Annotated in this window: 12 protein-coding genes; 4 read left to right on the top strand and 8 right to left on the bottom strand. The window is 43.6% G+C overall.

Going from position 1 to position 12,582, the window contains the following annotated elements:
• On the bottom strand, positions 1-284 hold a 284-nt coding region (locus IM319_RS20185; RefSeq protein WP_287736703.1), incomplete at its 3' end, for a Crp/Fnr family transcriptional regulator.
• Between the two features lie 55 nt (positions 285-339).
• Here IM319_RS20185 and IM319_RS20180 point away from each other — a divergent pair.
• The 3 genes from IM319_RS20180 to IM319_RS20170 all read left to right on the top strand — a co-directional run bounded on the left by IM319_RS20180 (position 340) and on the right by IM319_RS20170 (position 4,936).
• On the top strand, positions 340-1,539 hold the full coding sequence (locus IM319_RS20180; protein ID WP_287736702.1) for a hypothetical protein: 1,200 nt from the start codon (positions 340-342) through the stop codon (positions 1,537-1,539).
• A 228-nt stretch (positions 1,540-1,767) separates the two neighbouring features.
• Positions 1,768-3,588: a protein kinase domain-containing protein gene (locus tag IM319_RS20175; RefSeq protein WP_287736701.1), complete on the top strand. Its 1,821-nt coding sequence runs from the start codon at positions 1,768-1,770 to the stop codon at positions 3,586-3,588.
• Between the two features lie 31 nt (positions 3,589-3,619).
• Positions 3,620-4,936 carry a serine hydrolase gene (locus tag IM319_RS20170; RefSeq protein ID WP_287736700.1) on the top strand — a complete coding sequence of 439 codons (1,317 nt, stop codon included), beginning with the start codon at positions 3,620-3,622 and terminating at the stop codon, positions 4,934-4,936.
• A 57-nt stretch (positions 4,937-4,993) separates the two neighbouring features.
• Here IM319_RS20170 and rsgA read toward each other — a convergent pair whose 3' ends face one another.
• The 4 genes from rsgA to dnaK form a co-directional block, all read right to left on the bottom strand.
• Entirely contained in the window at positions 4,994-6,070 is a 1,077-nt protein-coding gene (gene rsgA / locus IM319_RS20165) for a small ribosomal subunit biogenesis GTPase RsgA (RefSeq protein ID WP_287736699.1), read from the bottom strand.
• Positions 6,071-6,292: a sulfurtransferase TusA family protein gene (locus tag IM319_RS20160; RefSeq protein WP_002738399.1), complete on the bottom strand. Its 222-nt coding sequence runs from the start codon at positions 6,290-6,292 to the stop codon at positions 6,071-6,073.
• Positions 6,293-6,294: 2 nt separating this feature from the next.
• Complete coding sequence (dnaJ, locus tag IM319_RS20155; protein ID WP_287736698.1) at positions 6,295-7,419, bottom strand: molecular chaperone DnaJ; 1,125 nt, start codon at positions 7,417-7,419, stop codon at positions 6,295-6,297.
• A 209-nt stretch (positions 7,420-7,628) separates the two neighbouring features.
• On the bottom strand, positions 7,629-9,677 hold the full coding sequence (dnaK, locus tag IM319_RS20150) for a molecular chaperone DnaK (RefSeq protein ID WP_287736704.1): 2,049 nt from the start codon (positions 9,675-9,677) through the stop codon (positions 7,629-7,631).
• A gap of 399 nt (positions 9,678-10,076) precedes the next feature.
• Here dnaK and ahr point away from each other — a divergent pair, with 399 nt between their 5' ends.
• The gene (gene ahr, locus IM319_RS20145) at positions 10,077-11,081 is read left to right on the top strand and encodes an NADPH-dependent aldehyde reductase Ahr (protein ID WP_287076638.1); all 1,005 of its coding nucleotides are present in this window, start codon (positions 10,077-10,079) and stop codon (positions 11,079-11,081) included.
• A gap of 160 nt (positions 11,082-11,241) precedes the next feature.
• Here the strand turns inward: ahr and IM319_RS20140 are convergent, their stop codons facing one another.
• The 3 genes from IM319_RS20140 to IM319_RS20130 all read right to left on the bottom strand — a co-directional run.
• Complete coding sequence (locus IM319_RS20140) at positions 11,242-11,418, bottom strand: hypothetical protein (RefSeq protein WP_287076640.1); 177 nt, start codon at positions 11,416-11,418, stop codon at positions 11,242-11,244.
• A 261-nt stretch (positions 11,419-11,679) separates the two neighbouring features.
• Positions 11,680-12,267 (bottom strand): hypothetical protein, encoded by a 588-nt coding sequence (locus tag IM319_RS20135; RefSeq protein WP_287076642.1) that lies wholly within the window; start codon positions 12,265-12,267, stop codon positions 11,680-11,682.
• Positions 12,268-12,346: 79 nt separating this feature from the next.
• Positions 12,347-12,582 (bottom strand): zinc ribbon domain-containing protein (locus IM319_RS20130; protein WP_287736697.1); only part of this gene is annotated, 236 nt, incomplete at its 5' end.

The following is a 12,582-nucleotide window of genomic DNA, read 5'->3' as shown; positions in this document are numbered from 1 at the left end:
GCCATTTCTCCGACTATTTCCCCTTTACCGACGATATTTAAGGTGACTTCTCTACCCTCTACATCGTAAGTACGAATTTTCACCCAACCATCCAGAATAAAGTAAACCGAACCACCCCAATCATTTTCTAATAAAATCGCCCGATTAGCAGGATGAGTGCGGGTGACAGCATGAGAAGTAACTTGAGCGAGGGTTTCAGGGGGCAAACCGACAAATAAAGTGGCTGTATCTAATAATTTTTGAATTTCTGCTGATTTTTCGGCAGGATAGCGTTTTTCTTCCATAGTTTAATATTTAAATTTTGTTCGTTTTAGGTGGGTGATTCTACAATGGAAAGTTGTGGGTATTTTTAGTTATCCAGTGACCGATAAACCGGATTTTTCCTCCCTACTGACCGAGATCGATCGGATTCTTGCCAAGGTGATTTCTTCTCTAGTTAACCCGCAAGAAGTTACTTCCGAGACAATTATCGCCACTCGTCAACAATTAGAATCGGCCAGAGCGCTGCTTTCTCCCTTATTGTTGCCCGATCCAACCCCTGAAGTTGCCCGTTGGTCGCTGGGAATGGAGGTGCAACCAGAGGGGGTAAAAGTTGTCTTTTTTCGGGAAAGCCAAGGACTGATCGATTTTTATCCTCTTTCTTGGAGTCTGGCAACGGGAACAAGCGATCGCTTACCCTGCCCTCAGGTGGACGAATATCTAATTAGCTGGCTATCTAATCGGGATTTTAGCACCGATTCTTGGCTCTGGGAAGCCCTAGAGCGATTAGAAGCTATTATTATCACCGATGACCGGGAAACCCCCACGGATGACCTGAAAAAAGCCCTTCTCACAGCGCAACTAATACCCCCCGATCGCCTATCTAGTCTAGAAACAGCGATCGCTACTGCTCTGGCCCATATTCCCACTAGCGACCAACCCCAACCCCAAACCCTACTGGTTGTCGAAGGGAAACGGGAAACCACCACTTTAGCAATAGTGGAAGTCCCACCGCAAACTCGCTCTTTATCCCGTCAAGCGATCGCTCTGAGCCATTTTAACTACGGGGAAAACACCTATGAACGGGCCATACTCTCTCACTTAATTTATCCTCTCTGGCGTTCTTTTTTGCCTCTTTCCCGCTCCGCTCTCACCGATACTAATCCCTTAAAAAAATCTTTACTGGCAGCCGCTAGATTAACTAAATTAATCCTTCAAGAAGAAAGCGAATTTACCTCCTCTCTAGCCGGTCATACTTGGACGGTCAGTCGCACCGATTTAAATAAGAAGGTCATTATACCATATATAGATAATTTAAGACAAAAAGTTAATGATTTGTTAGAAAAACAGCAAAAAAGTCTTGAAGATATCGATCGAATAATTTTTAGCGGTAATTTTTTCTTAACCATTTGGCCCTATTTTCTAACAGAAATACAGCAAGAATTTGCTGGTTGCCATCTAGAGGCCCCCAGTCAGGAAACCTTCTCACCAACAATCTTGGGTTTGGGTCGTCTCTGTTTATTTTCGGCTCTTAGAGGTGAGAAGGTCAATAATGCTTAAAAACATCAACCTCAGTGGTAAAACTTAGGGTGCGTTAGACGTACATCACCTATCATCAACATTGCTAAATGTTAATTTTTATTACAGGATGCAACATTTGTGGTCTAGATGGATTTAGATTATCAAAATAAATAGTCAATTAAATGCGATCTTTATCTGATTTGCCCTACCATCACCTCAGTTATTAGTTATCGGTGTAGATTGTTAAGTAAACGGTAATGTTTCCCCATGACGGATTTAATTCTACAAAATCGTTACAAAGTCTTGCGATTAATTGCCGATGGTGGTTTCGGAGAGACTTTTTTGGCAGAAGATAGCCAAATGCCTTCAAAACGTCTCTGTCTGATTAAACAGCTAAAACCGATTAATGATAATCCCCAGGTTCACAATCTTGTCAAAGAAAGATTTGAGCGAGAAGCTGCTATCCTAGAAAAATTGAGCGAAAATAGTCCTCAAATTCCCAAACTATACGCTTACTTTGAGGAAAATAATCAATTTTATTTAGTCGAGGAATTTATCGAGGGGGAAACTCTCAGCCAAAGAATACAGAGTAAAGGAGTTTTTAGCGATGATCAAGTCAAAGAGATTTTAGTTAGTATTCTACAGGTTTTAATTTATGTTCACGGACAAAAAATTATCCATCGAGACATAAAACCTGATAATATCATTCTACGGATTTATGATAATTTACCGATCCTAATTGATTTTGGTGCGGTTAAAGAAACTATGGGAACAGTGGTTTCTAATTCGGGCCATTCTCTTAATTCTATTGTTATCGGTACTCCCGGTTTTATGCCATCAGAACAGGCGATCGGTCGTCCGGTTTATAGTAGTGATCTCTACGCTTTAGGATTGACGGCCATTTATCTACTAACCGGCAAAACTCCTGAAATGTTAGAGAGCGATCCGATGACAGGAAAAATTTATTGGCGGCAGTTCGCTTTAAATACTAATATCAGTTTAGCAGCCGTGCTAGATAAAACTATTTCACTGCGCGCTAACGAACGTTATTCAACTGCAAAAGAGATGTTAGAGGCGCTACAAACTACCCCATCAATTGTAGCAACAAATATCGTTGTTCCTGCTCCTCCTCCCGCTCCTACTCAAATAATTTCTCCTGTAACTTCAAAACCTCTTTCTAATCCCCGCACTTTACCTGAATGGGTGAAAGCGATAATTATAGGGAGTATGATCGGTACTGGCATTTTAGGTGGTTTTGTCTTAAGTTATTATCTCTCAAATTCTTCTGGAGATAAATCAATTTCTCCATCACCTTCTCCAGAGAATCAAGACTCAGATATTACCATTAATAATGAGTTTCCTAAACCTGTCTGTGGAGATGAGAATATCACCGATACTTACTATAAAGTTGTAGTAACTGACGAGGATAGTTTAGAGAGAGTTAAAAGTAACTTTTGTCGCGATGCTTTTGTTAATGATGGTAATATTCAGGTGGCAACTTTTAGTGACTTAAATCGCGCTCAAGAGTTACAAAAGCACCTAATTAAATACTTTAATCAAGTTAAAATTACCCAAGGTGTCATCGATACTTCACCCAGTCCTGAACCCGTCTATTCACCCAGTCGTGAACCTGTCTATTCACCTGTTCCTCAACAGACAGTTAACTCTATTTCTCGTTCAGAAGCGGTGAATTTAATCGAGCGCTGGTTAAAGGCAAAAAGAGATATTTTCGGTTCCTCCTATCAAACCTATTTAGGAGAAGAATTGCTTACAGGTAAAGCTTATGATTACAACATAAAACGCTCTGATGGTCAAGAAAGTTCTTCCGAATGGTTAGCTAATAATGGCTCTTATTATATCTATGGAGTTCAGAGAATAGATTCAGTTAATAATTTTACAGCCTCTGGCGATCAAGCTACAGTTGATGTGGTGGTTACTGAAGAAAGAACCCTCTATAACAGTCAGGGTAAAATTGATCGAAAAAATAGTGCTTTTAGCACCTCATTGGTTCGCTATAATCTCCAAAATGATCAGGGACGATGGAAAATAGCTCAATATAGAACCATTAAAAATTTAGCTCGTAGATAAGTTGAATTAATCACAAAGTAGAAACAAAAAAATGAAAAACAACTCAGATAACAAAAAAACAGAGACATCTAACTACAATTATGAATACCATACTGGTATATCAGATATAAAGTTTCTGTTTATATCTACCTTAGTAGCGATGACTTTTGCTGTGGTCGGTTTTTTAATCTTCAATCAATCTCAGAAAACAACAAATGTAACTGATGATAAGTCATCTATATCTTACGGAAAATCTCCTCAGTCAATAATTAATAAAACCCCAGATATACCCATAATGAAAACTCCTATCACTTCGCAAACTGAACTTAATAATCAACAAATTGCCTTGCCATCTTTGCCTATTCCTGATAATAATAATCACATCAATTTTCAAAAAACGTTTATTTATACTCCCGATAGACCGCCAAATTTTAAGCGGAACGACCAACTACAATCTATTATTAAAAATGTCACTGATTATGTTGCAGAAAATAACTTACCAACTCAGAAATTATCAATTAGCTTAATCGATTTTAAAACCAATAGTAGCGAAAATTATCAAGGAAATATAGGAAGATTTCCCGCTAGTGTTGTCAAGCTTTTTTGGCTAGTTGCTCTGTACGGTTATGTTAATTATCATCAAGGAGATATAGGAGAATATACTATTGAAATTCAAGAGATGATCGGAAAGTCAGACAATGAAGAATCAAGTAATATTGTTGATGCTATTACTGGAGCAAAATCAAATCATAAAAATATAAGCCAGTCGGAGTATCAAGAGTGGTTAAAAAAAAGAAATGTACTTAATCAATATTTTGTCGATGCAGGTTATAGTGGTATCAATATTAACCAAAAAACCTATCCCATTCCTTCTAAAAAAATGTTTAAACCTCAAGGTGCTGATTTAAAAATGAGAGGCAATGATTCTAAAAATCCGATTAGAAATAAAATTACAACTGAACAGGCTGCTAGATTAATGTATGAAATTATTACAGGACAAGCTATATCGCCCGAATCTAGTCAGGAGATGCGATACTATTTGAACAGAATGAACATTATGCAAGATGGCAGCTGGAAAAATATTGACCCGAATCAAGGTCAAGGTCATTTTAATCCAATTAAAGGATTTTTTGGTGAATACTTTGCCAACAGTGACCCTAAAAATATCAAAGAATTTGCTTCTAAAGCTGGTTGGACAAGTGACAGTCGTAATGAGGTAGCTTATATTAATGATGGTCAAGTTGCTTATATTTTAGCTGTGTTTACCCAAGATGCTGCCTACGCTCAAAATTGGCAAATTTTCCCAAAAATTTCCGAGTTAGTCTATCAAAAAATGCACCAAATAGACTCAAAGTACAACACCCCCTAGCATCTTTTCCCGATTCTTACTTTAGTAACCCTGAAGATAAAAGTATCCTAACCGATTCTATTCAGAATCGTCATTATAAATATCTTGGAGAGTTTTATTTTCGTAGCGTTCCTGATCTTGATTTTTGCCGCGACGGGAAGGACGACGATATTTTTTATTGGCTAATTTGGGTTCGTAGGTTTCTTGACCTGCTTCTTTAATTTTTAACTTTAAACTTGACTCTTTTGTGCTAGTTTTCTGTAATGACTGTTCTCGTGCGATCGCTTCTTCTAAAAACTCTAAATAATGTTGGTAACGTTCCCAATCTCCCCTCACCACACAGTTAGGTTCCCGACGGTGAGTACAATCATTAAATTGACAATTTCCTAAAGCTAAACGCTGTCTCACTTCCGGAAAATAAAAAGTTAATTGTTCCGGTAAACAGTTAATATCCGGTTGGTTAAATCCCGGACTATCGGCCAATAAACCCCGATTTGGTAAAGCAAATAACTCCACATGACGGGTAGTGTGACGACCTTTTTGCAGTTTTCCCGACACATCCCCCACCCGTTGATTAATCTCAGGAATTAGACAATTAATTAAACTCGATTTTCCCACTCCCGAAGGACCGGCCAAGAGAGTGATTTTATGGTTTAATTGTGCCAATAAAGCCTCAAATCCCCGATTTTTCTCCACACTGACAAAAAAGGGCCAGTATCCCCAACTAGCTAGGCGATCGCCCCAGACCTCTATTTGTTCGGGTTCCCCCAGATCGATTTTATTGACACAGACCGCAATTTCTAAGCCTGTGGACTCGGCTTTCACCAAAAAACGACTGATCAGCCAAGGATCGAGGACGGGTTCAGCAAGGGCAAAAACTAGCAAAATCTGCTCGATATTAGCAACGGCCGGCCGATCGATCTCGGTACTGCGGGGGAGGACTTCTGCGATCGCACCCTGCCGATCATCAAAATTGGCTTCCTCCACACGCACCCAATCACCAACCATCACCGATTGACCGATTTTTTGCAAGCGAGCGCGACGGGTACAGAGGAGATTCTCGCCCATAACGGGAGAATCCAAGCGTACCTGATAGAAATTCGCCTGTACGGCCACCACTGTACCGTATAAATCGGTTAATTGTGCATCTACCATTTAGGAATCGGGGCGATAGACTTTGAGAACAAAAAAGCTATCTCGGTCTTCGATCGATTCTATCTGATAACCCTCCACTGTCAGGCTAGTGGGAACCTGTTCGATTGGTTCCCCAGCATCTAACCAGACTTCCAACCGTTCCCCGGCGGTCATTTTCTCTAATTGCAATTTTGTCCGGACAAAATTAATTGGGCAGGGAGTGCCGCGCAGGTCTAAAGTCATAATTATTTATGGAAGATATTACCTAAAAATCCCTCGATGCCGCCTTTCCCCACGGTTTCCCCGCGAACTTTTGCTAATTTTTCCAGCAATTCCCGTTCTTCTCCGGTGACACGGGTAGGAATCGAGATTTTAACGGTAATGCGATGATCACCGCGGCTGACGGGATTGCCTAATTTGGGAACCCCTTTATTTTCTAAAATCAGTACGGTGTTCGGTTGAGTACCGGCAGGGATAGTCAGGTCTTCTTGGCCATCTACCGTATTAACTTTGATGGTACATCCCAAAATCGCTTGGATATAGCTAATCGTGATATCCGATTTAATATCATTACCTTCCCGTTGAAATTCCCCATCGTTTTCCACGGTTAGATAAACGAATAAATCTCCCGGCGGCCCGCCTTTAAGTCCTGCGTCACCTTCCCGGGCAACGCGCAATTTCATGCCGTTGTCAACCCCCGCGGGGATGGTAATTTTCAGTTTTTTGGTTTCCTGTCTGCGTCCGGAACCGCCGCAAACATCGCATTTTTCCTCGATCACCTCTCCAGTACCGTCACAGGTGGGACAGACCGAAACCTGAGCAAAAGTACCGAAGGGAGTACGGGTGGCGCGACGTACCTGGCCAGCACCATTGCAAGTAGTACAAGTACGGGAACTGGTCCCCGGTCTGGCCCCACTGCCTTTACAGGTTTGACAGGTTTCCAGATGACGGATGCGGATTTCCTTTTCGCCGCCAAAGACAGCCTCGCGGAATTTTAGTCTAAAATCGAGACGTAGATCCTCGCCCCGGGTAGGGCCTGTGCGTCGGCGGGCGGTTGCTTGGCCGCCTATGCCCCCGAAACCACTAAAGATTGTCTCAAAGATATCGGCGAAACCGCCCATATTGTCGGGATCAAAACCGGCAGCGCCCCCAGAAACCCCAGCTTCACCAAAGCGGTCATAACGATTGCGGGTTTCTGGTTCCGAGAGAATTTCGTAGGCGCGGTTAATTTCTTTGAAGTGTTCCTCGGCTCCTGGTTCTTTGTTAACATCGGGATGGTATTTTCGGGCGAGACGACGATAGGCGCGTTTGATGTCTTCTTTGCCGGCATCTCGCGAGACACCTAGAATTTCGTAGTAATCAGTGGGCATAGGGGACTATGGTTCTGCTGGCAATTTATAAATAAAGTTTAAGTCTAGTTGTTACTTTAACAAACTATACATAATAGTTTAGTTGGGTTATCCCTACTATTTTTGCTGGGGGTTAGGGGATGGGGGATAGGGGATAGGGGATAGGGGATAGGGGATAGGGGAGAAAAAAGCTGAAAACTCACATCTGATTACTGATTACTGATCACTTTTTAATCTACGGCCTCGTAGTCACTGGCACTCATTTCTTCGCCATCGTAGGGCTGATCATCACTGCCCGATTCGCCGGATTTAGTTTCCAGATTACTATAGGTTCTGGTTCTAGTGTGGGAGAGGGTTAGCCCCTTGGCGAAGGTATTGGAGGAAGTGGCTTGGGTGCGGGTGGGTCGGGTCAGTTTTTCGGTGACATCGATCGATTGAAAACCAGTACCGTTGAGGGGTTGGGTTTCCTCTTGTTTACCCGTGTAGATGCGGGTACCGATTTCGAGGACAATCTGACGAAATTCTTCCAGGGTGGTTTTTAGCTTTTCTGAGGATATGGAAGGGTCGCGCAGGGCGATTTCCAACTGTTGCCGCTTCTGGTCGGCCAGTTGCCGGATATCGGGGGCGACTAACTCACTGTTTTCCCTGAGGGTGACTTCGTAGCTATAGAAAAGACTATCGGATTGGTGGCGAATATCGATCATTTGCAGACGACTGCGATCAAATTCGGCGTATTTTTCGGCTTCTAGGCGCATTTTTTCAATTTCGTTCGGTTTCAGCCCTCCAGTATGGCTAATGACAATACTTTGTTCCTTGCCGGTGCCTTGGTCGCTGGCGGCCACTTTCAAGATGCCGTTAACATCGATCTCGAAGGCCACTTCGATTTGTGGCATACCCCTAGGGGCGGGAGGAATTCCCGTCAGGAGAAATTTACCGAGGGTTTTATTATCCCGGGCCATGGCCCTTTCCCCTTGCAGAACATGAATTTCCACCGAAGTTTGACCATCGGCAGCGGTGGAAAAAACCTGAGATCTACTGGTGGGGATAGTGGTATTGCGATCGATAATTTTGGTAAAGACTTCGCCGAGGGTTTCAATGCCGAGGGAAAGGGGGGTGACATCAAGAAGGAGGACATCTGCCACTTCTCCACCTAAAACTCCAGCTTGAATCGCCGCCCCCAAAGCAACGGCCTCATCGGGGTTAACAGAGCGATCGATCTGGCCCGCAGAAAAGAAACGGGAGATTAATTGCTGTACGGCGGGCATTCTGGTGGAACCACCGACGAGAATGACACGGTTGATATCGCTAGGCTGCAGTTCGCTATCTTTGAGGGACTGTTGTACGGGTTCGAGGGTTTTTTCCACTAATTCTCTGGTTAATTCCTCGAATTTAGCGCGAGTTATTTCCAATTCTAGGTGTTTAGGACCGGTTTCGTCGGCGGCGATAAAGGGGAGATTGAGCGACGTGGTAATCAGGCTAGAAAGCTCGATTTTGGCTTTTTCGGCGGCTTCTCGCAGTCTTTGGATCGCCATGCGATCGCTGGCTAGATCGATGTTTTCTTGGCTTTGAAAGTTCTCCACCAGCCACCGCACTAAGAGGTTATCAAAATCGTCCCCCCCAAGATGGTTATTGCCGGCGGTGGCTTTCACTTCAAAGACTCCCTTCCCTAGTTGCAGGATGGAAACGTCGAAGGTTCCTCCCCCTAGGTCAAAAACGAGGATATGTTGATCTTCGTTTTGTTTATCTAAACCGTAGGCCAGGGCGGCGGCGGTGGGTTCGTTAATAATTCTTAATACTTCTAGTCCTGCGATTATCCCCGCGTCTTTAGTGGCCTGACGTTGGGCATCGGTAAAATAGGCGGGCACTGTAATCACGGCCTCGTTAATCGGTTCTCCCAGATAGGCCTCAGCATCGGCCTTTAATTTTTGCAGGATCATGGACGAGATTTCTTGGGGGGTAAATTCCCGATCGCGAATTTTGATATTGACGGTATCATCGCGACCGCGTTGGCAATGATAGGCAACTCGTCCCCTTTCTACCTCGGTGTCTTGCCAACGCCTACCGATAAAACGTTTGATGCTATAGACGGTATTTTCGGCATTAGTGACCGCTTGACGTTTGGCCAGTTGTCCCACTAGGCGCTGGACCTTGCCGAATCCCACGATACTAGGAGTTGTCCTTCCCCCTTCCGAGTTGGCAACTATAATCGGCTGACCTCCTTCGAGTACCGCAACACAACTGTTGGTTGTCCCTAAGTCGATGCCGATGACTTTTCCCATGACGCTCTGATAATAACTATAGTTAATAGGATACAATCGCTGACAAAAATTATCCGCAAATTAGAAACGGGCTTTTTATCTCGTCTAATCTTGCCGAGGTTGAAACAGGACAATTTTTATCCGATCCTAACAAAACTTGTCGGTAAAGTCCGCAAGCGGCCAGCGACCAGTCTATATACAAGAGTAACCCACAACCAGTAATTTTGCTGATGCTGCCAGTTAGCGATCGCCCCTGGCTATTCTTAAAATTCCGGTTTTTAAGATTTTTTTAATCATCCCGAGCGGACTTCCTTGATGTTGATGTCCCTAGCAGTGGAATTATCGCCCAATCTTCTTAACCGGAATTTTCGATAAATTTGGGTTAAGATAACCAATAAACCCATTCTAGAGGACTTAATCATGATTAGAGCCTATGCTGCCCGAGAGAAAGGGGGAAAACTAGAGCCTTTTGACTACGATCCGGGTATATTAGCGGATGAAGATGTGGAAATCGAGGTGGAATATTGCGGCATCTGCCACAGTGACCTAAGTATGCTCGATAACGATTGGGGACTGACCACCTATCCCTTTGTCCCCGGTCATGAAGTGGTCGGCACGATCGCCGCTCTTGGTGCTAAAGTCAAAGAATTAAAGATAGGGCAAAGAGTCGGTCTTGGTTGGTTTTCCCGTTCCTGTTCGACCTGTGAAACTTGTATGTCAGGGGATCAAAACCTTTGTGCTACTGCCGAAGGAACTATCGTCGGTCGCCATGGCGGTTTTGCTGAAAAAGTCCGGGCCCATCATAGTTGGTTAGTTCCCTTGGGGAACCAGTTGGATGCTGCCAAAGCTGGCCCGCTTTTTTGTGGTGGTATTACCGTCTTTAATCCGATTGTGCAATTTGATATTAAACCCACGGCCCGAGTTGGTGTCATTGGTATTGGTGGATTGGGACATATAGCCTTAAAATTCCTCAAAGCTTGGGGCTGCGAAGTAACCGCTTTTTCCAGTAGTCCCGATAAAGAAGCGGAGGCCAAAGAATTAGGCGCGACTCATTTTATCAATTCCAGAGACCCCGAAGCTTTGCAATCGGTACAAAATTACTTTGATTTCATCATCTCTACCGTTAACGTTAATCTCGATTGGGGTCTTTATATCGCCTGTTTACGTCCCAAAGGTCGTCTGCATATTGTTGGGGCTGTTCTTGAACCCATGGCTACCTACGCTTTTCCCTTGATTATGGGTCAAAAATCGATTTCTGGTAGTCCTTTGGGTAGTCCCAGTACCATCAATAAAATGATCGAATTTGCCTCTCGCCATGGCATTGAACCCGTTACAGAAACCTATCCTATCTCGCAGGTGAATGAAGCCATGGAAAAATTGAGAACTGGACAACCTAAATATCGCCTCGTCTTGCAAATAAAATAAAACCATCTCTATCCCAGACGTAACCCCATGATTTCTAAAAACCGAAAACCCACACATTCCTATCTCGGTTTGTGTGGGCTGATTGTTCACTTAATTCTAAGATTGAAAGCTTACACTTTGGCGAAATCTAAGACCCTAACTGAGAGTAACACCAGAGCGATCAATAAGTTTGTGAAGAAAAGTCGGCCGAGAAGCGACGTTGAACGGTTTCCCCGTAGCCATTGTCATTGTCAATACCGATTTCAGAAGCACTTCTCTCTAACATCGATTGTTGACGATTTTTGACGGCGCGGTGGTGACGCATCATTAAGGCGCGAGCTTGTTGTTCTGTAGACATAATCATTTCCTCCGATCTGCAAATCGCATTTTGAACTTTTTAAATCACCCACTAATATATATAACATACAATTCTGTATCTATTTTTACAAAATACCCTAATCCCAGAAAAATTAACAAAACTTTACAATAGGAGTCGATCATCAGGAGTCAGTCTCGATGAAAAAATTTTCACCACCAGAGATGAAAGAGGTTTCCTTCCCTACACCCCACACCCCAATTCATAATTCATAATTCATAATTCCCAAGACATCAATCGCCCTCAGACCTTAATCGAACTAGGTTCATCGACGGCGGCGATAATGCGATGACAACCGGAAAAGGGTTGCGCCCATTGATACTGGTGTTCTAAAGGATTACCCCAACAGAGGCCGAGATATAATTCTGTGCGCGCCACATCTAATTCCGCCCATTCGGACTGGGCGACTAATTCTGCTAGAGAATCGGCAGAAATGGGACGACGGGAGTTAAGCGCCCACCAAAAATTCATATTAGGGGTGATACTGTTCCAAAACTCTAAAACCGAGGCTTTGGCAGCCATGAGAATTTCCTTGTCACCCGCCACGGCAACTAATTGATTATGAATTTCGGGATAACGGAGAGTGCGATCGCCCCATTGACAAACACGCCAGATAATGCCCGAAACCTGATATTGTTGTTGATAATCGTGAACTTGGCGGCGAAAATCCTGATAGGCGAAGACTTTGCCCACCTTTTCTAGATTGATCGCCTTGGCAATCACTGGATTATCAATGCGCTCCGCCGGGGAGAGTAACAGACGTTCCCCTTTGCAAGTGGCGTGCATTTCTCGATCGAGGATTTCAATTAACTGCTGTGTCGAGTAAGCCATACTACCGCTCTTACCTGAGAGAGGATTCCTCTTTATGTTGACATCCTCACCGCCGTAAACGGACGGTGATTCCCAAACCTCACGATTTAGGTTTCTGCTTCTTTCCCTTGCGGGGTTCCGCACCTGCCTTAACAGAGTAAATCTGTTCTGGTCTTATGGTCGCGACCCGGACTGACACCGCAAGTCCTGCGGCCAAAATGTTTTTACTAGCGTTAATATCTCGGTCATGGTGCGTCCCACAGTCTGGACAGTCCCATTCTCGAACATCTAACGGCATTTTCTCAGCAATATACCCGCAATTACTACACCGCTTAG

The organism is Microcystis sp. M113S1 (genome assembly GCF_020246945.1).
GTDB lineage: Bacteria > Cyanobacteriota > Cyanobacteriia > Cyanobacteriales > Microcystaceae > Microcystis.
Note: the sequence above shows the minus strand (reverse complement) of the source record. Positions and strands in the feature narration are given on the sequence as shown.

Coding starts and splice junctions, on each gene's coding strand:
- IM319_RS20175 (WP_287736701.1), top strand. CDS start 1,768: ATGACGGATTTAATTCTACAAAATCGTTACAAAGTCTTGCGATTAATT.
- IM319_RS20170 (WP_287736700.1), top strand. CDS start 3,620: ATGAAAAACAACTCAGATAACAAAAAAACAGAGACATCTAACTACAAT.
- rsgA (WP_287736699.1), bottom strand. CDS start 6,070: ATGGTAGATGCACAATTAACCGATTTATACGGTACAGTGGTGGCCGTA.
- IM319_RS20160 (WP_002738399.1), bottom strand. CDS start 6,292: ATGACTTTAGACCTGCGCGGCACTCCCTGCCCAATTAATTTTGTCCGG.
- dnaJ (WP_287736698.1), bottom strand. CDS start 7,419: ATGCCCACTGATTACTACGAAATTCTAGGTGTCTCGCGAGATGCCGGC.
- dnaK (WP_287736704.1), bottom strand. CDS start 9,677: ATGGGAAAAGTCATCGGCATCGACTTAGGGACAACCAACAGTTGTGTT.
- ahr (WP_287076638.1), top strand. CDS start 10,077: ATGATTAGAGCCTATGCTGCCCGAGAGAAAGGGGGAAAACTAGAGCCT.
- IM319_RS20140 (WP_287076640.1), bottom strand. CDS start 11,418: ATGTCTACAGAACAACAAGCTCGCGCCTTAATGATGCGTCACCACCGC.
- IM319_RS20135 (WP_287076642.1), bottom strand. CDS start 12,267: ATGGCTTACTCGACACAGCAGTTAATTGAAATCCTCGATCGAGAAATG.